The sequence below is a fragment of the Paenibacillus sp. FSL R5-0623 genome (genome assembly GCF_037974265.1).
Classification (GTDB): Bacteria; Bacillota; Bacilli; order Paenibacillales; family Paenibacillaceae; genus Paenibacillus.
The window spans coordinates 5,773,534-5,795,170 of the sequence record NZ_CP150233.1; the positions used below are offsets into that span (position 1 = coordinate 5,773,534).

24 protein-coding genes are annotated in these 21,637 nt (G+C 43.4%); 3 read left to right on the plus strand and 21 right to left on the minus strand.

Annotation, left to right across the window (positions count from 1 at the left end; translation table 11 throughout):
• Positions 1-449: 449 nt before the first annotated feature.
• Positions 450-803 (minus strand): hypothetical protein, encoded by a 354-nt coding sequence (locus MKY92_RS25345; RefSeq protein ID WP_339298086.1) that lies wholly within the window; start codon positions 801-803, stop codon positions 450-452.
• Positions 804-896: 93 nt separating this feature from the next.
• Positions 897-1,535, minus strand: a complete 639-nt coding sequence (locus MKY92_RS25350) for a Fic family protein (RefSeq protein WP_339298087.1) — start codon at positions 1,533-1,535, stop codon at positions 897-899.
• A 234-nt stretch (positions 1,536-1,769) separates the two neighbouring features.
• On the opposite strand from MKY92_RS25350, the gene MKY92_RS25355 reads away from it, so the two are divergent.
• Positions 1,770-2,090: a hypothetical protein gene (locus MKY92_RS25355; protein ID WP_339298088.1), complete on the plus strand. Its 321-nt coding sequence runs from the start codon at positions 1,770-1,772 to the stop codon at positions 2,088-2,090.
• Between the two features lie 639 nt (positions 2,091-2,729).
• On the opposite strand, the gene MKY92_RS25360 is transcribed toward MKY92_RS25355, so the two are convergent.
• From MKY92_RS25360 to MKY92_RS25390, 7 genes are all read right to left on the minus strand, one after another.
• Complete coding sequence (locus MKY92_RS25360; protein ID WP_339298089.1) at positions 2,730-3,305, minus strand: NUDIX domain-containing protein; 576 nt, start codon at positions 3,303-3,305, stop codon at positions 2,730-2,732.
• 196 nt (positions 3,306-3,501) lie between these two features.
• Positions 3,502-3,969 (minus strand): abortive infection family protein, encoded by a 468-nt coding sequence (locus MKY92_RS25365; protein ID WP_339298090.1) that lies wholly within the window; start codon positions 3,967-3,969, stop codon positions 3,502-3,504.
• A 47-nt stretch (positions 3,970-4,016) separates the two neighbouring features.
• Positions 4,017-4,322, minus strand: a complete 306-nt coding sequence (locus tag MKY92_RS25370) for a hypothetical protein (protein ID WP_339298091.1) — start codon at positions 4,320-4,322, stop codon at positions 4,017-4,019.
• Positions 4,323-4,350: 28 nt separating this feature from the next.
• Entirely contained in the window at positions 4,351-4,653 is a 303-nt protein-coding gene (locus MKY92_RS25375; RefSeq protein ID WP_339298092.1) for a GIY-YIG nuclease family protein, read from the minus strand.
• 42 nt (positions 4,654-4,695) lie between these two features.
• Positions 4,696-5,181 carry a hypothetical protein gene (locus MKY92_RS25380; protein WP_339298093.1) on the minus strand — a complete coding sequence of 162 codons (486 nt, stop codon included), beginning with the start codon at positions 5,179-5,181 and terminating at the stop codon, positions 4,696-4,698.
• Positions 5,182-5,853: 672 nt separating this feature from the next.
• Positions 5,854-6,648, minus strand: a complete 795-nt coding sequence (locus tag MKY92_RS25385) for an RNA methyltransferase (protein WP_339298094.1) — start codon at positions 6,646-6,648, stop codon at positions 5,854-5,856.
• Positions 6,649-6,674: 26 nt separating this feature from the next.
• Positions 6,675-7,376: a TrkA family potassium uptake protein gene (locus MKY92_RS25390; RefSeq protein ID WP_339301908.1), complete on the minus strand. Its 702-nt coding sequence runs from the start codon at positions 7,374-7,376 to the stop codon at positions 6,675-6,677.
• A gap of 128 nt (positions 7,377-7,504) precedes the next feature.
• Here MKY92_RS25390 and sspI point away from each other — a divergent pair, with 128 nt between their 5' ends.
• Positions 7,505-7,738 (plus strand): small acid-soluble spore protein SspI, encoded by a 234-nt coding sequence (gene sspI, locus MKY92_RS25395; RefSeq protein WP_036673259.1) that lies wholly within the window; start codon positions 7,505-7,507, stop codon positions 7,736-7,738.
• Positions 7,739-7,966: 228 nt separating this feature from the next.
• Here sspI and MKY92_RS25400 read toward each other — a convergent pair whose 3' ends face one another.
• The 12 genes from MKY92_RS25400 to MKY92_RS25455 all read right to left on the minus strand — a co-directional run bounded on the left by MKY92_RS25400 (position 7,967) and on the right by MKY92_RS25455 (position 18,669).
• On the minus strand, positions 7,967-9,550 hold the full coding sequence (locus MKY92_RS25400; protein WP_339298095.1) for a peptide chain release factor 3: 1,584 nt from the start codon (positions 9,548-9,550) through the stop codon (positions 7,967-7,969).
• A gap of 351 nt (positions 9,551-9,901) precedes the next feature.
• Complete coding sequence (locus MKY92_RS25405; RefSeq protein ID WP_145325283.1) at positions 9,902-10,300, minus strand: DoxX family protein; 399 nt, start codon at positions 10,298-10,300, stop codon at positions 9,902-9,904.
• Positions 10,301-10,658: 358 nt separating this feature from the next.
• Positions 10,659-12,209 carry a glucose-6-phosphate dehydrogenase gene (gene zwf / locus MKY92_RS25410; protein ID WP_339298096.1) on the minus strand — a complete coding sequence of 517 codons (1,551 nt, stop codon included), beginning with the start codon at positions 12,207-12,209 and terminating at the stop codon, positions 10,659-10,661.
• 215 nt (positions 12,210-12,424) lie between these two features.
• On the minus strand, positions 12,425-13,174 hold the full coding sequence (locus MKY92_RS25415) for a YwmB family TATA-box binding protein (protein ID WP_339298097.1): 750 nt from the start codon (positions 13,172-13,174) through the stop codon (positions 12,425-12,427).
• A 450-nt stretch (positions 13,175-13,624) separates the two neighbouring features.
• Positions 13,625-14,293, minus strand: coding sequence for a response regulator transcription factor (locus tag MKY92_RS25420; protein WP_091020933.1), 669 nt, complete (start codon positions 14,291-14,293; stop codon positions 13,625-13,627).
• Complete coding sequence (locus tag MKY92_RS25425) at positions 14,235-15,350, minus strand: sensor histidine kinase (protein ID WP_339298098.1); 1,116 nt, start codon at positions 15,348-15,350, stop codon at positions 14,235-14,237. Before MKY92_RS25425 ends, MKY92_RS25420 begins: the two co-directional genes overlap by 59 nt.
• A gap of 31 nt (positions 15,351-15,381) precedes the next feature.
• Complete coding sequence (liaF, locus tag MKY92_RS25430) at positions 15,382-16,029, minus strand: cell wall-active antibiotics response protein LiaF (protein ID WP_091020935.1); 648 nt, start codon at positions 16,027-16,029, stop codon at positions 15,382-15,384.
• Positions 16,030-16,179: 150 nt separating this feature from the next.
• Positions 16,180-16,887, minus strand: a complete 708-nt coding sequence (locus MKY92_RS25435) for a PspA/IM30 family protein (RefSeq protein ID WP_017692315.1) — start codon at positions 16,885-16,887, stop codon at positions 16,180-16,182.
• A 1-nt stretch (position 16,888) separates the two neighbouring features.
• Positions 16,889-17,398, minus strand: coding sequence for a PspC domain-containing protein (locus MKY92_RS25440; RefSeq protein ID WP_339298099.1), 510 nt, complete (start codon positions 17,396-17,398; stop codon positions 16,889-16,891).
• A gap of 17 nt (positions 17,399-17,415) precedes the next feature.
• Positions 17,416-17,649, minus strand: coding sequence for a PspC domain-containing protein (locus tag MKY92_RS25445; RefSeq protein ID WP_339298100.1), 234 nt, complete (start codon positions 17,647-17,649; stop codon positions 17,416-17,418).
• A 4-nt stretch (positions 17,650-17,653) separates the two neighbouring features.
• Entirely contained in the window at positions 17,654-18,325 is a 672-nt protein-coding gene (locus MKY92_RS25450) for a PspA/IM30 family protein (RefSeq protein WP_091037978.1), read from the minus strand.
• 35 nt (positions 18,326-18,360) lie between these two features.
• A complete protein-coding gene (locus MKY92_RS25455; RefSeq protein ID WP_017692311.1) occupies positions 18,361-18,669 on the minus strand; it encodes a hypothetical protein in 309 nt (102 codons plus the stop codon).
• 556 nt (positions 18,670-19,225) lie between these two features.
• Between MKY92_RS25455 and MKY92_RS25460 the strand changes: the two genes are divergently transcribed.
• Positions 19,226-21,619, plus strand: coding sequence for a helix-turn-helix domain-containing protein (locus tag MKY92_RS25460; protein WP_339298101.1), 2,394 nt, complete (start codon positions 19,226-19,228; stop codon positions 21,617-21,619).
• Positions 21,620-21,637 lie beyond the last annotated feature (18 nt).

Below are 21,637 nucleotides of genomic sequence, written 5' to 3' on the forward strand. Positions count from 1 at the left end.
CTCAAGGCATAAAAATCGATGTACTTATTTTTTGGCTTCTCATGTATGTTTTTAATTGTTCAAGATGACCCTCATGGAATCCTGAAACAATCCAAATAATAGTTCCTTTCGATATTGCATTTAATATTTCAAGCACTTTCTCTAAGTAGTGTTTATCAGATTGATTGATCTGTGTTTTAACAAAAATTGGTAATCTCCGAGACGAATTAATCGCATACATATCCACTTTCCTAAATGAAAAAAGCCGAGGTAAACCAGATAAATGCCTGATTTCTTGGCTTCTTGCAACTCAGAATGCTATGGAGTGTTATAGTAAGACTATATTCTTGAATTATAAATGTTAATTACTCATTCCCAAATCAACTGCCACTTTAATTATTAAACAATTTTATCGTTCTCAAGGTTTATCGCTAAATACGTTCTTCTCAGATATAACTTTCAATCCTTACTCACTTTTTATAATACATCGAAAATACATCCAAAATCTGCTCCAGTCCATCCAGCGCCTCTTGAGCCAGCACAGTTCTTTCTGTTTGAGCGGGTGGTGATGGAAACAAATTGGGCTTGGGTGTTACTTTCAAGAGATCATTCTCCGCGAAATTAAATCTCCGATTGATTTGCAATATATAAGCGTTATATGTCGATGTATCAATATTTCCCCCACCTTGCAGTAATAATTGATCAATCGACGGTCTGGGTATATTCGTTAATTTTGCAAACGTTGATCTTGAATACCCTTTTTGCCGCATGAATCCAATTATGGACTCTTTAACGGTTTGCTGATGATTATAATAGTTAACCATAGATTCCGCTCCTCCCCCATTTTCAATGTCCTAATTTGTCCTACCACAATGGCTATAAATTCTTTACACGCCTGCTCGTGCCATCTCCCTTGATTACTCCTTAGGAAGTGAATTCAGAAATGCTTTATATCGCTGTTTCTCTTTCTCTATGGTTGAAACAGCATAAACCGCAAATCCTTCTGCATTTTGCTCTTCAAGAAATTGAAAATATTCGAGCTTATTTTTCTTTTGAATTACAAGAGGCACAACTTGATTTTGTAACAACAGAAACATCATAAGCAATCGACCTGTTCGTCCATTACCATCGGAATACGGATGGATTCGCTCGAACGCAATGTGACTGGAGCAGATTGAAAGAATGATATCATCAGATGACTTCGCTTTTTGAATACGATTGTTCAGATTTAGAAGCCACTGATCCATAAGTGAAGGCGTTTCTTTGGGAGAAGCTGTAGAGAATGTCGCTCCTACAATTACATTCTCGTGAGACTTGAAATGCCCCTTCTCATGATCAAGTCTATCCATCAGAAGAGAATGAACATCATGAATGAAAGATATCGTAAGTTCCTGATCGATATTCTCAATAATATAGTTGAAAGCTAACTGATGATTTTCTAATTCGTAGAATTCGCGTACAGATACTTTGCCTGGAATCATTCGATAAAGTAGGATGGAAACAGCTTCGCTAAGCGTGATCGTGTTATTCTCAATGGCACAAGAATGATGTGTCATACGCACTAAGAGGTCGTCGAAATAATCTTTCGGAAGATGCATCATTTATCACCTATCCTTAAATCTTGAAGATTTGCTTGATATGAAGATACACAAGCATATTGATTCCGTCAATAAAAACTGGATGGTGTTACAATTGTAACCACATTGAAAATAAATCCAACCTCCATCTTGTTTTTTGGTCAAAATAGGATTATACATAATCTAACCGATCAGACAGGGGGATTGAAACAGTTGGATAAGTTGACCGATCTTGAAAGCTTAACAAAGGAATTTATATTTGCCATAAAGTTAGTGAAAAATACAGACAAGTCAGGAGAGCCGAGTTCGAAGGAGATTCAGAGGGCAACGATTATTTTTATCGACGATACCATGCTATATGTTACTGAACATCTCAAAAAGGGTTATTGGTATGATTGGGTTTCCAAAGATGGGAAGTCGCTGTTTCATCACGATCCTGAAAGTACAGCTCAAAACTTCTATCATCGGGATTTGTATTCGATAGTAAGGGGAATTGTTACGTTTCACCTCTTGATAGGTGAAAACCATGAGTAGTGATTCAAATCAGTCTTGGTTACCTTTGGTCAATTGTGCTGGTAGCCACTCATTGAAGAGTGTATAAAAGTCTTTTCGCAAACGCTTTTTATTGAACCCTATACGCTGGAATCAGCGTTTCTTTAGGTTCTAATTGCAGAATACTTATCAGATGAACGCCTTGAACAACCCTATAGTTGCTTGCAATGTAACCATAGCGTAGGCTCTTTTCAAAATTAGAATGAGTTCACCATACCAATATAGATGGTCGCAATCTTATAATGAATAAGCCACTTTCTTCCGAAGATAGCATGCGTAAGACCGATAGATGGACTTTTTATTCCTATATATAGGACTATGTATTCCGAAAGTTGTTTTGCCTCATATATGATAACTTTCACCTCGTCTTTTAAAATCCCAACGATATCGATATTCGTCTGAAATACCATTTCAAAAATAAGCTAACCAAATAAAAAGAAGCCTTGGGATTACCCTCAACCTCTTCGGTATTACTTATTCTCTTTTAATATATTGACCTCTTCAATTGGAAGCCCAGTGATCTCAGCAATTTTATCTGGAGCAAGGTCATTCAGCATTTTTTTGGCAAACTCATAAGCCTGTTCTTTTTAGGCTTGCTCTTTTTCCTCTTGGCAGATCTTCTCAAACTTTGTCATTTTCATCCGCTCCCTTACATTCTTCAAATATCCCTCTCCCATATAGGTTCGCTAATACTTCAACGGCTTTTTCAAGAATAGCCTTTTCCCGTACAATCATAAATTGGGTTGAATAATCATCGCAAATTATTTCCGAGCTGTTCATTGCTTCTATTGCTTTTTTAAATGTCATCCATTCAACTATCATTCCAAGCTCTGCTTCACTTTCAGTAAGCATCGCGTTACTTACGCGGTTTTGCGCTTTTGCTACAAAACAGTAGGAATGTTGCATAAAATTATTTTTGTTCTTATGCTCCTCGATGTAACCCAATTCATGTATAATCTCAGCTTCATAGCCCGTCTCTTCCTTTATTTCACGTAGAAACGCATCTCTGATCTCTTCACCTTCATCAATTCCCCCGCCAGGCAACTTGTAAAGGTTAATTTTTGACATGTACATCATAGCAACGTTAAGCCTATCATCAACTAATAAACCTCTTGAGGCATAACGTGTTGTTGTTTCCATGAACTCAGGAGCACCACCAATAAAATCACTGTCAGTTATTCTTCTTAACAATTGCATGAACTCACTCCTGTCACTTGCTCCGTAATCCTAAGACTTTTGAATAAATTAAACTTTAAAGGCTATTTGCCGAAATTGAAGGTGTATCACTCCATCCAGCAATTCAACGATAGAGATAGGGAAACTGCCTTTACTGGCTGTTAGGTTTATTGAATAATTAAACAACCCACCTGTGACATAGTATGTTTGACTAATATTAAGTCGCTACCTTCTGGTCTACGTATTGAAGAATGCTACGAAATAAGTTAATTACAAATTTGGCTTCAGGTTCATTTATAATTTCTTCATTCGGATGAGAAAAAGACCTGTTGTTTCGGATTTCATTTAAATTCTCAAGCATTTTGGCTATTGCATTAACAATCTGATTAATTGGTAAATGACTCTGGCTGTGTTCAATTAGAAATAAAGGATGTTCTTGTTTTAGTTTACTCCAATAATCTTGTATTTTGGGATTACTCAAATTAATTTGTAGGTCTGCTTTTTTGCATGTTTCCTTCAAGTAACCATGTAACGCAGTATGTGCTCGATCAATAGCGCTCCTACAATTATGTTGGGATATAAGTGTTTGACACTGATCAAGCGTCTCTTGAACAAACTCAAAATTATAAACCAACTCATTGATTTCAACTAAACCTTGTCCATTTATTTGATGAATCCAACTCATTATGCTATCTAAAACTCGTTTTTTGTTCTCATACTCGGATATGTTTATCATTTCATTTTCCAAATGATTTCAAAATAAGTTAATGGATATTTATCCACTATCCCTTGTAATATCTTCGCTTGAGATAATGGAATTGCTTCGCTAAGGATCTTCATAAATTTTTGTCTCGTTGTTCCCTCGTACTTATACGGATCAATATCCAATCCACAAAACATTGGATAAAATTGTGAATGACTGGCATATGTAAAATCACCTAAACGGCCACTTGCCCCACCTATGTATGAAAGTACAGTATTGATTTCCTTGCCAGAGAGCTTGAACATATATCCTCCTATTTTTCCAAAAGTTTTCACTTTTCTGAATTAATACATCACAACATAGTCAATTCCCATTCAAACCAAATGCCCGTGACCCCAGCTTTTGCTTGTATTTCTGTTCGAAACCGACAACCTCAGTTTGAGTTAATGATTTAGGAAGTGTTCGCAAAATCGAGTATTGAAAATTCTTGTAACGCTCTGGCTCTACCTGTAATAATGCCATCAATCTGATATTTCCTCCGTGTCGCGTTTCAGCATAGCTTCTCCAGCGCCCCATAATACCGAGTTTCCCTGATGCTGATCCTACATACTGACTTCCATTGGTCATATCAGTTATTAAATACACACCAGCAACAGAGGAAAGCATGGTGTGCCATATTCTATTTGGATCAGGACTATTAACAATCGTTTAAAGCTCATCAAAAGTTAAGATTACATCTTCAAAACCAGGGAATTCCTTAACATATCCAGCAGGAAGTATTTCAACCACTCGCTTCGGATTGTCTTTTTTTAGCCACTGAAAACAAGCCCTCGTCGATGATCCCCAATCAATAACAAGCCGATCAACCAGATCATTTAGTAGATCAGTCTTCTCGATTTCATAATGAAATAATGGTTGCTCAAATACCTCCATATATGGGTAATCAGGAGGAACATTCGCCAATGATTTATTGAAAGTTGACTTTCCAATTACTTTGTATGCCCCAATGTAGATTGCTTTTGACTGCTCATACCCCAAAAACGAAATGAGATACTCACAATTCCCAAACACATCCTTACTTTGAATGCTTTGATAAAAATCAAGCATGCCACGCTTATAAAGATATTTGGTATCATAATTCGGATCTTGATGCCGAACCAACTTTATCGATTTAGAAATATCCAGATCTCTCATTGAAAGCAATTCACTTAGAAGCACCAATCTCACCTTACCTTGTCTTTAGCATCGTTTGATTATCAATCTAACTACCGCTTGCGATTTCCACTTTTTCAGATAAACGAGGTTCACAAAAGTTTTTCCAATGATACATAGGGCAAGTCAGCATCCCTTCACTCCTGCCACCATAAAACCTGTTACTTTGTAGAAAAATAAAAATAACTGTCCCCAAAACACCAGCCCTCAATCCCTTACCCCACAAGGCTTTACCGCCATTTCCGAGATAAAAATTCGTGTCCCCAAAACGCTGAGAAAAAAGACCTGAAAACTGGAAAGAAACTGGTTCAATTGTGAACGAATACGACTAATAATTCGTGTCCTGAAAGGAAAGAGAAGTACCTGAAAAAAGTGGGAATCGGCATTTAAAACGCCTGGGTAAGAGCCTGGGAAATGCCTGAGTAAAATCTTGAATCAACTGCTTTCAATCCCCAAAAGCCTTGAGTAGCCTGGGTTTCTGCTTGATTACCTATTCGGGATTTGGATGGGAATTCCCTGCTGGGATGCTTTAATGGACGAGAAAAAGACTGGAGAAATGGTTGGGGCAATCGTCAACCAGGCTCCAGTCTTTGGTGGTTTGGGGACAGTTAATTTTAGTTAGGGACGTTAAAAATACAATTAGACAGGAATTTTTTAGTTATTAAACATCCGCTGTCTCATCGCCTCAAACAGCAAAATCGTTGCCGCCATTGCCGCGTTGAGCGACTCTGCCTGTCCCTGCATCGGAATTGTAATCGAATCATCCACCAAACGTGCCGTAGCATCCGAGATGCCTTTGCCTTCGTTACCAATGACAAGCCATACCGACTGCGTAAAATCATAACTATAACATGAATGCTCTGCCTGCAAAGAAGTACTAACCAGCTTCACGCCCGCAGCCTTCGCTTCGGGAAGCAAGGATTCCAACTGGCCCTCCACAATGGGCAGATGGAACAGCGAGCCCATCGTCGAACGAATCGTCTTCGGATTATATACATCAGCACAACCAGCGCCAAGTACGACTCCAGCGGCTCCAGCTGCATCCGCACTACGGATGATTGTCCCTACATTACCTGGGTCTTGCACTCCGTCCAGCACAACAACAAGCCCGCGCGCTCCGGTAATTAGGCTTTCCAGTGGCTCACTGCCTTTACGCACAATCGCGAATACAGGCTGTGGTGTCATTGTATCCGTACATTTGGCGATAACCGCTGGAGATACACTAACCCACTCCACACGCTGTAGCGGATTCTCAAGCCCGGCGAGTTCGCTAGGTACGCCTTGCTCTCCATCGTACACGATGCACTCCAGATCTGCTCTGGCACGCAGTGCTTCCTGTACCAGGTGAATGCCCTCAATGATATATTTATGTTGACGGGTACGATGCTTTTTCTCCAGCAACTGCGCCCATTCTTTTACGCGTGTATTCTGCGGTGATACAATATCCATCTTTCCATCCTTCCCATCTGCATCCATCACTTCGGATACGCAAGCTCCATTTTCGTCAAATGATCCTTGTGACCCACAATGATCAGCACATCTCCAGCCTCGATCCGGTCCTCCGCGTACGGGGAGATGTTCATCGAATTCCCACTGCGAATCGCCATCACGTTACAACCGAAACGTGCACGGATATTTAATTCCATTAGGTTCTTACCGATCATCTGCTCGGAGGCTCTCATCTCCAGAATGCTGTAATCCTCAGATAACTCGATGTAATCCAGTATATTAGGCGAGGTCAGATGATGGGCTACGCGCAGTCCCATATCCCGCTCAGGATAGATGACTTTATCTGCGCCAATCTTTTGCAGCACCTTACCATGAAGTTCATTTTGAGCTTTTACGATCAGAACGGGTACACCCATATCTTTCAATATCAGGGTTGTCAGAATGCTCGCCTGAATATCTTCACCAATCGCCACAACGACAACGTCGAAATTCCGTATGCCCAGCGCACGTAGCGCTTCTTCATCTGTTGAATCTGCCGATACCGCATGGGTCACCACATTGGACATTTCCTGAGTCCGCTGCTCGTCCGCATCAATTGCTAGCACGTCGAATCCCATGCCACTCAGTGCATTGGCAACACTTGATCCGAACCGTCCCATCCCAATTACGGCATACTGTTTCTTGGCCATTAGGGTCTTAACCTCCCGCTGCACTTCAGCATGATGCATCATTACGGATACCCATGCTAACGTAAATAATCCTTCGTAGTATACCACAAAGCCTGATAAACTTGAATGCGCTCGCGCTTCCCAGGGAACAGTATTAGAGCAGCCGAATATACGAGGAGGGAATTGCGATGCCCATTACATTAAGCTTGCGTGAAGCGATTGTTCATAAAGTTCATGACAAGAGTGATGATCAGCTCCGGGAGATGATTGAAGGTTCAGTAGATGGACCAGAAGCTGCATTACCTGGACTTGGCGCCATTTTCGAGATGATCTGGAAGAACACAGAACCTGCCAAGCAGGAAGAACTCATTCAAATCGCGCAGGAGCATCTGCACACCATTCCCGTTCAACCGCTTCGTTAATCGAAGCATTGGAGGGTAAGGTAACCATCATTACGTTTGTTCTGTCTGCAAAAGAAAGCTTTCCCTTATTCGGCTGGATCATACCCGCCTCCAGGTAAGGTGTATAGCAATAGATCCCTCCGCCGATTGGCGGAGGGATCTTATTTTTAACAAGCTCTATCTCATCACATGAACTTGTCACGTTTAACTAACCCTCTAACAATTCCCACAAAATACTTCTGTCTTCACTTAAGGCGCAGTCTCCAGGAATTGAGCTGTAGGATTTTTATCCATAGCCGTTCTCATTGCATACTCATTTTCGAAGAGCACCACATAATTACCTTTTTTATCTTTTACAAGCGCAGAGTTAATCCGGAATTTGCTTGGGTCCAGATTCTCGTCCACGATCCAGCGAGCGAACTGATAAGGCATGCGCTGCAATTGCACATCTACCCCATACTCGCCTTTCATCCGGTATTCAAATACCTCGAACTGAAGTTGACCAATTACGCCGAGGATTGTCTCGTCGAAACTTGCCGTCTGGAATACCTGAATGGTTCCTTCCTCCGTCAACTGATCAATTCCTTTTTGATACTGTTTATGTTTCAACGCATTTTTCACGGTAACTTTGGCGAAAATCTCTGGTGAGAACGTTGGCAACTCCTCAAAGACAACCTCGCTGCCTTGACTCAGTGAATCGCCTATCCGGAAGATACCCGGATCGAACAAACCGATAATATCGCCAGCATACGCTTCTTCCACAATATCCCGGTCTTGTGCCAGGAATTGCTGTGGCTGTGACAGCTTGATCTCTTTGCCCACACGAGTATGCTTCACACTCATTCCACGTTGGAACTTGCCTGATACAATACGCAGGAACGCAATACGATCCCGGTGTGCCGGGTTCATATTCGCTTGAATCTTGAACACATAACCGCTGAACTTCTCGTTCGTTGGCTGAATCTCTCCTGCCGTACTGCGACGTGGTTCAGGCTTCGGCGCCAGTTCCAGGAAATTCTCCAAGAAGGTCTGTACGCCGAAATTGTTGATCGCACTACCGAAGAAAATAGGAGTCAGTTCGCCACGTTGAACTTTCTCCATATCGAATTGGTCGCCCGCAATATCCAGCAACTCCAGATCCTGACACAATTGATCATGCAGATATTCCCCTGCCATCTCACGGATAATCGGATCTTTGTAGCTATCTACCTTTTGTACTTTGATCGTCGAGTGATCGTCCCCTTGGAACAATTCCACCTGATTTTTCATCCGGTCGTAGACACCACACAGCTCGCGACCTGTACCAATAGGCCAGTTCATCGGAACCGAACGAATACCCAGTACATTCTCAAGCTCTTCCATCAGGTCAAATGGGCTTTTACCCTCACGGTCGAGTTTGTTGATAAACGTAAAGATTGGAATGCCACGCTTCGCACATACCTGAAACAACTTGATCGTTTGTGCCTCGACACCTTTTGCCACGTCAATCAACATTACCGCGCTATCGGCAGCCGTCAGTGTACGATACGTATCTTCACTGAAGTCCTGGTGACCCGGTGTATCCAAAATGTTAACGCGATGATCCAGATAATCAAATTGCATTACGGAAGAGGTAACCGAGATCCCCCGTTGTTTCTCAATTTCCATCCAGTCACTTGTTGCGTGTTTGCTGGCTTTCCGAGCTTTTACCGTTCCCGCAAGGCGAATCGCGCCCCCGAACAGCAACAGTTTCTCGGTCAATGTAGTTTTACCCGCATCCGGGTGAGAGATAATGGCAAACGTCCGGCGTTTGTCCACTTCCTGTTGAAGAATTTCATTTGCAGCTTTGCTCATAGGTTTAATCCCTTTCGTCCGTTCATTCACGTTAATCCGGCATGGCCGGTCCATCATTCAATCTTTATGCAATCCGGCGAGGCCGGTTGATTGTACACGAGTTTTTACGTACTAGGTATTTACACACTAGATTAATTTTACACATTTACAATGGAGTTCATCCTCCTCAAATCTGTGCTTTCATGTATACCGTGAACTGCTTCTTAACCCAACTCTCCTATTGTACCATAATCTGTACCGAAAATAACCGATTACTACCGCAGATTCTTCTCTTTTCACTTGCAAAAAAAAGCACCCTTCAGCCATTTCCATGGCATCCAGGCACTCCTCATTCATTTTTATTTATCGGGTTTAGAAAATCAATGCATCCAGTGCGTATTGTCCGCCACCTGTCAGGGCCAGCGCTACACCAACCACCAGAATCGCGAGATTATATTCGAATCCGTTCTGTGTGGACCAGTATCCGTTCGCACCATGGACTTTCACAATCGCAATGACCATCGTCAATGCAATCAGAATGCCACCTACCGGTGTGAGCAGACCCAGAGCCAGCAGCAATCCGCCACCAAATTCCGCGAGTCCAGCCAGTAACGCCACCAATGCACCAGGCTTCATGCCCATCGACTCAAACCAGCCGCCTGTACCCTTGATCCCGTAACCTCCGAACCAACCAAACAGCTTTTGAGCCCCATGCGCCATGAACGACAATCCAATCACCAAACGAATCAACAACAACCCTAGATCCAACATCATTTTCTTTTCCTCCATTCAATATATACAAAATAGTATTCTTAGATTAAAGATATTATGCCAAATTTTTTTCTTCATGATTCTCTGTGTCGCAAACCCCTTCAACTGGTTTACATTTTATCTCATGAATGATAACTTATCCGAAACGTTTGCCCGAATGAAGTTTGTCATTTGCGTAACTCTTTAACTCATGTGTTGAGTATAAGTTACGTACTTACTTTTTGTCAACAACTTAATTTAAATTACTTATTTCCTTATGATGGATACCTACCTTTTCCCGCTAAAAAGCCTGGGGACACCGCAAAATTTGCGATTTCCCCAGGCTCATCATATTGTGTATGTTCTTAATGCCCTTACCCTAACCATTCACTTGCCAGATCACGCTGTCCTCGTCCTGACCATTTACCGGCCACCAGTGGAATCCGTCCTGCTCCAGCAGCTTATCTGTCGCTTCTGGCCCCCATGTTCCAGCAGGGTACGTATGAAGCTCTCCCTGATTCTGTCCCCAGGCTGCTGCGATTCGATCCACAAAAGACCATGCTGTTGCCACTTCATCCCAACGGGTAAAGTACGTAGAATCCCCCTCTGCCGCATCGTGCAGCAGACGTTCATACGCTTCAGGCGAGTTAATTCCAATCATGCAGCTCTGACAGAAATCCATCGCGAGTGGCTGAATCTCGGAATCCGAGCCTGGTTTCTTGGCATTGATTTTGATATATATGCCTTCCATCGGATTCACCCGAATGACCAGCAAGTTCGGTTCGAGCTTATATTTTTTCCCAAGGTACACGTTGTTTGGCATCGACTTGAACTCAACTACGATCTCGGTCGTTTTCACCGGAAGACGCTTGCCTGTCCGAATGTAGAATGGAACTCCCGCCCAGCGGAAATTATCCACGAATACACGTGCTGCAAAATAAGTTTCCGTATTCGACTGCGGATCAACCTTGTCTTCCTGGCGATACCCCGGAAGCTGCTTGCCACGGTACTCCCCTTCGGCATATTGCCCCCGCACAACGTTGTTGCTCACTTCCTCATCCGAGGTGAAAGCCCGTAGAGAGCGTAATACCTTCACCTTTTCATCCCGAATGTCTTCCGGGAATAGGCGACTCGGCGGTTCCATCGCAATCATCGTCAGCATCTGAAGCATATGATTCTGCCCCATGTCACGTAGTGCACCGGAGTGATCATAATAACCACCACGTTCTTCCACGCCTACCGTCTCACCCAGCGTAATCTGAACGTTGGCAATATGTTTGTTATTCCAGAGTGGTTCAAAAAAGGCATTTCCGAAGCGGATCACTTCGATATTTTGCACCATCTCCTTGCCCAGATAATGATCAATCCGATAGATTTCCTCTTCACGGAATACCTCACGAATCTGCTCATTCAGATGTTCAGCCGATTGCAGATCATAACCAAATGGTTTTTCGATCACCAAACGGTTCCACCCCTGACTTTCCAGCATACCGCCGTCCCGCAAACTGTACGAGACACTGCCAAACAGCTCAGGTGCCAGTGCCAGATAGAACAGCCGATTCCCCGGCGTGTTAAACTTTGATTCCAGATGCTCCGTCTGCGCACGCAGCTCTTTAAATCCGTCCACATTATTGATGTCCAGTGCTTTGTATTCAAAATGATCGACAAAAGCGTTCCACTCATCAGGTTCCCCCGCTGGATAACGGCAGAATTCCTTAATGGATTCATAGATGTCTTCCCGGAATTCTTGTGGGGACCTCGGACGACGTGCTACGCCAATAACCGCAAAGTCTTCGGCAAGCTTGCCTTCACGGTAAAGACTGTAGATAGCCGGAAACAACTTCCGGCGGGCCAAATCACCCGTTGCTCCAAAAATGAAAAATACTGCGCCTGGTGTCTGTACTTCATCTTGCAATTGTTTTTCAACCATGGGCTCCTCTTTCTTCCGGGAAGATAACCTTCACGCTCTCCCCGAGCTATGTAATGGTGTTATATATGCACGACATACAACTGTCAATTACCAGCAAGTTCCTTCTTGGATGTGATGCCATTTTAGCATATCAACTGAATGGATGCACTATTTCAAACTCATTTTTCTGATAAAGATTCTCAATATTGGGTCCCAATTCATGAAAAATTCATCCCTTAATATTCAATCGTAATCACCGGAAACCCCACTGTAATTCGATTGTCGAGCTCATCACCAACCTGGTGAACTGCGAGTTGCATATTCAACATGTGCGAGCCACTCTTGATCGATAGGGGCAGCTCAGCCGCCTTATAAGAGACACTTGCAGTGCCTGCATCTGTATAACGTTCGACGGAGGCGATATCCACCTTTGTGGACAGCTGTTCTTCGATCAGTGCCAATTGCTGACTCGCATCATGTTCAGTAGCAGTAACTGCTGTACCTTGCACAGACATATTCCAGGTTGCCTTCATGCCTGAATCTACAAGCAGTTGGCCGATCTGTTCATGTACTGTCATTAATGCCTTCCGATCCGTGTGTGCATCCCCTGAAATTTGTACGATGGCGTAGTAGCCGTTATCTCCTGTCTCGATGACATTGACCAACATGCCTACACCACCATTAGCTGTACCTACAACCAGCTCACTGCGGTAGACATTGTGGCCCGTCTGACGTACCCGTACTGGTTGTTCAAGTTCCAATTGACTGGCCAGTAATACGGCCTGCGCTTGTGCATCTCCCTTGCCTTCTCCTTGCCATTTAATAACCAGACGATCCACATTATCAATTACACTGTCAGCAGTATAGATTAGCTGTTCCAGTTCGGCAGCTTTGGATTCGTTCTTCTCTGCGTATACCTGTGTCACACCAATAAGAATTATGATTGCTATTGCCAATATACCTGCTGTCATCCATCGATTTAACATTTGAATCCCCCGCTTCTTTCTTGCATTCTATGAATCTATCAACAGCATGCCCCTTTCGCATATTTGCTATACTTCTTCTGCACACAACAAAAAAGCCCCACCCGCCACATGCATGGCAGATCGGAGCTTTCCATTCATACGTATAGAGGTTGTTCAAAAAGTCCGCTTTTGATTACGAAGGGTGCCTAGCGGCATCATCAACATCGAATATGGAATTCAGCCGAAATAAGTAGAGGCTTACGAAGAATGTTTCCTTTAGAAACATTGCGGTTGCTCACGTAACTCGATCTACGCTCCGCTACTCCATTTCTAACTTCATCCCCTCTTCTTGGTACTGAAAACCGACCTTTTTGAACACGCACTTATATATAATCATCTCTTATCTATAACTTCCGCACATTAATGCACGGTTCTTTGGCTTAATGATGTTATTGCATATAGTTCTTGTTATTACTCTGCAAGTCCGTTTTTATAAGCATAGATCGCGGCCTGTGTACGGTCGTCTACGCCCAATTTTGCCAGTAAATTCGTGACATGGAATTTGACTGTCTTAATGCCGATGATCAGATCATCAGCGATGTCCTGATTCGATTTGCCTTTGGCGAGCAACCGGAGCACATCCATTTCTCGGTCTGTCAATTCATCATGCAAAGGAGCTGCTGCCTGTGGCTGCCGGAAGCGATTCATCATTTTGGAAGCCACCTGTGACTCCAGAACGGATTGCCCACGAGCTGCTGCGCGAATCGCATCTGCAACTTCATTGGCTCTTGATGTTTTCAACAGATAACTGAATGCGCCTGCTTCAATAACAGGATACATTTTTTCATCATCCAGGTAACTGGTCAATACGATGACTTTGCACTCCGGATACATTTTAAGTACCTGACGAGTAGCCTCAATGCCATCCATGCCTTCCATAACCAGGTCCATTAGAACAACATCAGGCTTATATTCCTGTGCGAGCCGAATGCCTTCCTCTCCACTACCTGCTTCACCAACAACTTCAATTCCATCTTCGGTATCCAGTACCGCTGCAAGACCAATACGTACCATCTCATGATCATCCACGAGCAATACTTTGATCGACGTTTCCGTCTCCGTTTCGACTTCCGGTTCCATTGACATGTTCTTCCTCGCTTTCATCGTTCATCAAAGGTATCGTAATCTCAATCCGCGTTCCCTTACCAGGCGCTGTTACAAATTGTATGGCCCCACCAATCTCCGTAACACGTTCACGCATGTTAGCCAGACCGTAAGAAGCTTGTTTATTCTCATCCAGATCGAAGCCTTGCCCATCATCACGAATCAATACCCGGATCGCATCACTACGGCGCTGGATCCGTATCTCCATTTTTTCCGCTTTTGCATGCCGTAACGTATTGGACATAGCCTCCTGGACGATTCGAAACAGATGATTCTCGATGCCTTTGATCAGATCAATGTCTTCGTCCATTTCGAACACAATGTCCATGGGTACTTTGGTTTTCAGTTCCATCACCAGATCACGCAGACCTTGTTCTAGATGTTTACCCTCCAGATAGACTGGCCGCAGATGTAACAGTAGCGCACGCATCTCGGACTGAGCTACCGAAGCCATCTCCTCAATCAAAGCCACCTGCCGCTGAGCACGTTCAAAATCCTTCTCCATCTTCCGTCCAACGGCCGTTGCTGTCATGGATATCGCGAACAATTGCTGCGATACCGCATCATGCAGTTCCCGTGCCAAACGCTGCCGCTCTTCCACAATAGCCGTAATTCTGGCTTGTTCAGCAAGCTGTGCATTATGAGTAGACAATCGCTGGAGCGAAGATACCTGATCTTCCCACTTTTTGCCGATTCGTCCGAGTTGGTCACTCAAACGGCCCACATCATCATCGCCCAGATCAGGTACAGTGCGTGATAGAGAGCCCTTCTCCCACAATAGAAGTGTTTCCCGTAGCAGTTCAAGCCGGCGTTTAACCCGATAACTCTGATAGAACCCAAAAACCGCACCAATCCCAATTAGAAGCAGCAATAGAGCCAGGCCCGATTGAATCAGATGGCGCCAGCCTGCAAACGGAGCAAGATAACCATATGTATACAATACATACAAAATAACAGCGAGCACAATGAAAACCAGGAGGATCCCTTCACCCATACTTCGGGTTACCATGTCGGTATGTCGTTTTGTCTTCATCGGGGTCTCCTCCTTCTCTTCATCTATTTTACTACGGATTACTGATGCTTAGGTCGCCAACTATATAAGAAATGACAAATTTTGCTTTATGTTCACTGGATTCATATCCAGGTGTTCTCCATACTAATTTGTTCATCATACCGCTATCTTGTTCTCCAAGAAGATTAATCCGGCCAAAAAGAACCGATGCTTCAATCTCCACACCATAATCTTCCGGTAGTGTGAGGCGAACATTACCCATAACTCCTTGCAGCAGCACAATTGTTTGTTTCTCCTCCGGAATCGAAAGAGATAGATCGGCGTTAACCTCACCTATGGCATGCCACAGACTCATACTACGTAACGTCCAGGATGATTGATCCCAGTAGTACCGAGCCATGAAATTCTGTTTCTTCATAACGCCTTCGTCCAGATGAATCTTTTTGTTTTTTGAATAAAAGTAAGCTAACGATGCCAGTACAATCAAAAATACAATCATTAAATTATCCAGCAATAACAGTGCCGCACCAATGCCAAGATACCGATGACCTTTGCGGGTATCCCCATTGCGGACTTGAAGCATTCCAACCGTTAACAGAATCAGTGCGGCAGCGGTCAGGAAATTAATATTGTCATTCAATAACATCATTGTGCCAATAATCATAATGACAACTGCAAGCCATTTACTCTTTTGATTCATCCCCGCCGCACCTCCTCTGTAAGTTAATCTCTCTTTATTCAACGGAAAAGCCATACCAGGCAATGAAGTCCTGTATGGCTTAACTTTTGTTCTACCAACCGTACATTATACACGATTTATAGAATATCATATTGTCCACTAAGCGAACAGTTATTCTTTTGAAGTTCCGTTCGCTTCATTCTTGGAACCATTGCCCATTTTGTTCTTGAGGGCTTGTAATTGCTGGTCCACTTTGAATTGTTTTTCCACATCTACAGGATTTGTGTACGTAGATGATGTGTTGCGATAAGGTGCACGAGCTACGTCAGCTTCAGCTTCCAGCTGCATGATTTTCTCTTCCATGCGGTGGAATCCAAGTGATGCGCCGCCACTTTCGATCGAATGCAAGCTGTTGATAGAAGACATTTGTTTTTTAGCTTTTGCCATTTGTGCACGGGATACAAGTTCATTACGTTTGTTACGCATTTTGTAGAACTCATCTTTCATATCATGCAACTGTTGCAACAGATCTTTTGCTTGTGCTTCGGACTGTGCATGCAGTTCGCTGTACTCCGTAATTTTTTGATCAAAGTAGATTTTCTCTTCCAACAATTTGCGTGCCACTTCTTCCTGACCGTTAGATAGAGCAGCTTCTGCTTGGGACTCACGTTGTACCGAAGTACGCTCCGCTTCATCCAAACGTTGTTTCATGCGGCGCTCATTTGCCATTTGTTTGGCAACAGTTACCTCTGCCTCATGAATCTCAGCCTCCATATCACGCAAGTACTGGTTCAACATTACAATCGGGTCCTCTACTTTATCCAACATATCATTTACCGATGCTTTCGTCATATCCTTAATCCGTTTAAATACTCCCATTTTACTTTTCTCCCTTCTCGTAACGAGATAATTTTTGGCGAAGCTCTTCAACTTCTTTTTTCAGTGCTTTTTTCTCGATATCTTTCATCATGGAATCAAGTTCACTTTCTTGCGGTGCTCCTGCTCCGTAGGCGTTGTTATCATAAGAACGGGGACCAGATTGAGGTCTGCCGTTGTATCCAGGGCCGGGACCGAAGTTACCAGGACCTTGTTGGTTGTGATTATTTTGAAAAGGACCTCTTGGTGGCTGGTGATCATAGTTGTTATATCCTCTGCCAGGACCAGGGCCTGGGCCCGGACCGTAGCCATATGGATCATAAGGCGGATACGGTTCTTTTGGTACCACCAGTGCTGCAATAAAGTATATTAACAACGACGTGCCGCCAGTTACGAAAATACTGATAACAAAGATGATACGCAGCAGGGTGGAATCCATTCCGATGGTTTCGGAAATTCCGCCGCACAAGCCGGTTAACATCCGGTCACGCGTTGAGCGGTATAATTTGCTCATGTGTTTGCTCCTTTCGTTTACTTGTATCCTCTTACGTTGGAATCATAAGCATATGGATCAACGTGATTGGATTCCTTTGGTACCACCAACGCAGCGATGAAGTAGATCAACAATGATGTACCTCCCGTAGCGAAAATACTGATGAAGAAAATGATACGTAGCAGCGTGGTATTCAATCCAAGATTTTCAGAAATGCCGCCGATCAAACCTGTTAGCATTCGATTACGCGCCGAGCGGTATAATTTACTCATGTGACTACTCCTTTCTGTCATTGTTCAATTTCTGTCTTAAGCGTTCCAGTTCCTTATCCAGCGTAGAGGATGACATGCTGCCAGTCACTCCGGAACCGTCTTGGCTCATCCGCCGGATATCGCGGAGACTTTGTGCTTCATATTCGAGATCAGAGACTTGATCATCCAGTCGGTTAAACATACGGGGTACATTCTGACCGTTGTGGTTCCCTCTCTGGTTCATACGTTGTTGTAACTGAATCGTCTGCATACGAGCGTAGTAGTATTGGCGTTTGCTGTATACATTCTGATATTCAACCTTCAGCTGGTCGATCTGTTCATCCAGCTCCTGTAATGCCGCATAACTTTGTGCATACAATTCATTGTACTGTTCCATTTTTTCCTCGTGGAGGATTTTCTCCTGCAAGGCCAGCTTAGCGAGATGTTCTTCCCCTGCTTTTAGAGCCATGGAAGCCTGTTCTTCCCGTTTGTTCACCATACCTGCTGCCTGATCGGCTTGTTGTTTCATTTGTCTGGTATGGCTTGCATATTGATGACGAAGTTTCTCGGCTTCACCGATGTCTTGGCGGGTCGAGACCAGAAACTGATCAATCAGTTTGACTGGATCCTGACTTTGCTCCAAATGTTCGTTCAGATTGGCTACGGTAATATCCCGCATTCGACGAAATACACTCATTATGTTCTGTCCCTCCTTTTCATAATCGTGAAAGCTTAGTACCGACCACGACGACTGCGGTTATTGCTTAGCATTGAGATACCAAAGATGATTAACCCGATCGCGATGATCGGTCCGATCAACCATGCCAGTTTACCCATCAGTGAGATGATACCGATGATGAGAACAATCCAGCCAAGCATCACATTCCCTCGTTTAACTCCGTAATATCCCAGTGCAATCATCAGGACCGGAATCAGATAACCCATTAAGTGTCCAAGAAGTGGGGTTAACTTTCCGAAGAGGAGTAGTGCTCCCAGCGCAATCAATACAATCGCCCAGCCATTTCCCTTATTCAATCTCATAATTGTTGTTCACCGCCCTTCCATTCGTTCGTTTTAATGTGTTGAGTCATTTGTTCGTTTGTTTCTTGTTTTTTGCTTCTGTGTTTCTTGTTTAACCTTATGTCCTTATTCTAGGGGATTCCGCGACTTTTCAAAACAGACCGTGGACGGTTTTTCATCCTAGACTCAGGTCGGGGATCTAGTTGGACCTTTGACTGTCCCTATATAAGACCAACGTTCCACCTAAGCTGAATAGCACTCCAGATACCTTCTATTCCCCGTATTCAGGCTCTACTTCACCCCATATCACCAGGTAGCAAGAATGATGTCCACGTCTCTATTTACGTTTACCCTTCACTTTCGTTTCCCCTTATTCCGTATTCGACAATCCATCGAAGTTGTATCCCAGGTTTTCATTACAAAAGGAGTACACATCAATAATCCAATGCCAATCTCTTTTGCCTCAAATAGAATTACTTATTTATCCAAATAAACAAAATTTAGATTGTTCTATATGTAAGCGTTTACTAAAATAGAAAGTGTTACTATTTCTAATGTCAGGGGTGGAACTGAAACTGTGCGACCAATCAGCTATCTCCATAAAATGATCATCTTCGGAATCCTGTTAAGCACCCTGCCCATTTTGTTAACGGGAATTGCCGCATTTATCTATTCATCCAACCAAACTGAGTTGCATCGTACACAGGCCAACAGACAGTTGCTGGAACAAATGCAATCCAACGTAGAGCACAAACTCGCTACAGTCAGTTATATGCTTGATCAGGCGGTTCGCTCTCCAGTAACCCTCCGTTCCCTGTCTGCTTCTTCTTCTTCACTAGAAGGGAACGGACCTTTGCTTGCCGACAAGTTACAGAGCGAATTTCTGAATATGAAGTCATGGGAACCTTTGCTGGATATTACCCTAGTGAACCAATCTCAGAACTGGCTTATTGATCATGCCGGATTATATCGCAATACGGATTTTCCACTGGCTCTTCCCATGAAGGAATTGATTTCGGATACGTTAACTTCTGGATGGCAGCTCTCCCCTTCATCGGTGTTCAGTAATGATGAGCGGTCACCCGGTACAGGCTGTATCTATCATATTGCCCTTGCGAGGTCTATTCCGAATCTGAATACGTCTTCCGATGCTGCCCTGATTGCGGGAATTCCTGCATGCTCTTTGCAAAATACACTAGGCGAAGCCTCCTTAGGCAATGCTGCCTCAGGACTGATCATTTTGAATCGGGAACAACGTATCTTGGTCCATCCCGATCCTGTATACATTGGACAACCGTTGGCTGCCATTGGATTACAGGATCGGGATACGGAAGCTAACATAAACAAACTATCACCCATCACATTTTCAACAGGCTTTGAAAACCAAGAAGTTAAGATCGGCGATACACATTACTCCCTGACGTATAGCCCTTCTACCTTAAAAGGATGGACTTACGCTCTAATCTCACCTACCAATATTCTGACACAAGAATATATCAATATCGGATTACACACCTTGTATATCAGTATCTTCTTACTTTTACTTTCATTACTACTCGCCTGGCTCGGTTCCAAGCGAATGCATATCCCGATTCGTAAACTTTTAACTCAACTTGGTGACAACCACCTGTCCAAAGAAGGAAACACAGTAGCTCAACAATCACCACCATTTTCTGATGAGTTCGAACAGATTAGAGCAGGGGTCTCACAATTATCTGCCTCTCGCTCCCAATTAGAGAACACACTTAATATGCATCTGCTGCAGATTCGCAATCATTTTATGATGAATCTGTTCCAGGATAAGATCCCTGTTCATACTCTTCATGACACCCTGAATGAATATGGCTACACACATCAGGTTCGGGAATGGCAACAAATTGCTGTTATTACACTACAGGCCGATCTCATTAATCATACAAAATATAGTGCTAGTGATCGTGACCTCTTATTATTTGCTATTCAAAATATATTGGAGGAAACGGTTGTGTATAACCAACAATTGCTTCCCACTGTGCTGGAGCATACGGTAGTCACGGTGATTGGCACCGTGGAACAGGATCATTTTATTTTTTCACAGCAGCTATATGTATTAACAGACCAGTTAAAACAACAGATTGATAAGATTCTGGCTCTACAAGTCAGTATAGGATTCAGCCAGCCGCACAACTCTCTAGATCACATCCCTCAGGCTTACACAGAAGCCATGGAAGCATTGAGGCATCGGATGAAGCTGGGAACAGGCATTATTTTTCAATATGAGAACATAGATCATCACGCTCTCACTTGGTCCATGACCTACCCGGAATCATTGGAATATTCGTTAATCCAAGCTATTCAAAGTGCGGACGAAGTCCAGGCCTCTGCTCTTCTGCAACAACTGCTTGAAGTGATCTTTGGTATGGAGGTTACACCCGAGGAGTATGAGGTGGCTCTTACGAGGCTACTCACGCATATTTTGCAAATGACTCAGGAATCCGGCATACGACTCGGACAGATCTCCCAAGGTCGTGGCTCGATGTTTCATGAACTTCATGGTTTGCAGTACGCCGCTGAAGTGGAGAATTGGTTTAAACATCAAGTCATCTTGCCCATCATCCAGGTTTTTAAAGCAAGACAGTATGCCCAGTACCAGCATATATCTGAGAAAATGATTGCCATGATTCATCAAGATTATGATAAGGATCTGACGCTTGAGGAATGTGCCTTGAAGCTTCACTACAATGCCAACTACTTAAGTAGTGTCTTCCGCAAAGAGACAGGCTGTGCATTTAGTGAATATCTGACCAAGTACCGATTTAATATCGCTAAAAAATGGCTGGACGAAAGTGATCTAACCGTTAAAGATATCGCAGCACGACTTCGGTACAACAATCCTCAAAACTTTATCCGATCATTCCGTAAATGGGAAGGAATCACCCCCGGTCAGTATCGGGAGCGTAAGCAAAAAGCAGATTTGTCGAATAGAAATTAGAAAAGGAGCACGATTGTA

What these genes read in the sequence shown, in the direction of transcription:
- MKY92_RS25435 (WP_017692315.1), bottom strand. Translation starts at nt 16,887, where the DNA reads ATGGGAGTATTTAAACGGATTAAGGATATGACGAAAGCATCGGTAAAT.
- MKY92_RS25440 (WP_339298099.1), bottom strand. Translation starts at nt 17,398, where the DNA reads ATGAGCAAATTATACCGCTCAACGCGTGACCGGATGTTAACCGGCTTG.
- MKY92_RS25360 (WP_339298089.1), bottom strand. Translation starts at nt 3,305, where the DNA reads ATGCAATTGTTAAGAAGAATAACTGACAGTGATTTTATTGGTGGTGCT.
- MKY92_RS25405 (WP_145325283.1), bottom strand. Translation starts at nt 10,300, where the DNA reads ATGTTGGATCTAGGGTTGTTGTTGATTCGTTTGGTGATTGGATTGTCG.
- MKY92_RS25375 (WP_339298092.1), bottom strand. Translation starts at nt 4,653, where the DNA reads ATGCTTTCCTCTGTTGCTGGTGTGTATTTAATAACTGATATGACCAAT.
- liaF (WP_091020935.1), bottom strand. Translation starts at nt 16,029, where the DNA reads ATGAATCAAAAGAGTAAATGGCTTGCAGTTGTCATTATGATTATTGGC.
- MKY92_RS25400 (WP_339298095.1), bottom strand. Translation starts at nt 9,550, where the DNA reads ATGAGCAAAGCTGCAAATGAAATTCTTCAACAGGAAGTGGACAAACGC.
- MKY92_RS25390 (WP_339301908.1), bottom strand. Translation starts at nt 7,376, where the DNA reads ATGCATCATGCTGAAGTGCAGCGGGAGGTTAAGACCCTAATGGCCAAG.
- sspI (WP_036673259.1), top strand. Translation starts at nt 7,505, where the DNA reads ATGCCCATTACATTAAGCTTGCGTGAAGCGATTGTTCATAAAGTTCAT.
- MKY92_RS25365 (WP_339298090.1), bottom strand. Translation starts at nt 3,969, where the DNA reads ATGAGTTGGATTCATCAAATAAATGGACAAGGTTTAGTTGAAATCAAT.
- MKY92_RS25415 (WP_339298097.1), bottom strand. Translation starts at nt 13,174, where the DNA reads ATGTTAAATCGATGGATGACAGCAGGTATATTGGCAATAGCAATCATA.
- MKY92_RS25350 (WP_339298087.1), bottom strand. Translation starts at nt 1,535, where the DNA reads ATGACACATCATTCTTGTGCCATTGAGAATAACACGATCACGCTTAGC.
- MKY92_RS25445 (WP_339298100.1), bottom strand. Translation starts at nt 17,649, where the DNA reads ATGAGTAAATTATACCGCTCGGCGCGTAATCGAATGCTAACAGGTTTG.
- MKY92_RS25455 (WP_017692311.1), bottom strand. Translation starts at nt 18,669, where the DNA reads ATGAGATTGAATAAGGGAAATGGCTGGGCGATTGTATTGATTGCGCTG.
- MKY92_RS25425 (WP_339298098.1), bottom strand. Translation starts at nt 15,350, where the DNA reads ATGAAGACAAAACGACATACCGACATGGTAACCCGAAGTATGGGTGAA.
- MKY92_RS25420 (WP_091020933.1), bottom strand. Translation starts at nt 14,293, where the DNA reads ATGGAACCGGAAGTCGAAACGGAGACGGAAACGTCGATCAAAGTATTG.
- MKY92_RS25450 (WP_091037978.1), bottom strand. Translation starts at nt 18,325, where the DNA reads ATGAGTGTATTTCGTCGAATGCGGGATATTACCGTAGCCAATCTGAAC.
- zwf (WP_339298096.1), bottom strand. Translation starts at nt 12,209, where the DNA reads ATGGTTGAAAAACAATTGCAAGATGAAGTACAGACACCAGGCGCAGTA.
- MKY92_RS25345 (WP_339298086.1), bottom strand. Translation starts at nt 803, where the DNA reads ATGGTTAACTATTATAATCATCAGCAAACCGTTAAAGAGTCCATAATT.
- MKY92_RS25385 (WP_339298094.1), bottom strand. Translation starts at nt 6,648, where the DNA reads ATGGATATTGTATCACCGCAGAATACACGCGTAAAAGAATGGGCGCAG.
- MKY92_RS25380 (WP_339298093.1), bottom strand. Translation starts at nt 5,181, where the DNA reads ATGAGAGATCTGGATATTTCTAAATCGATAAAGTTGGTTCGGCATCAA.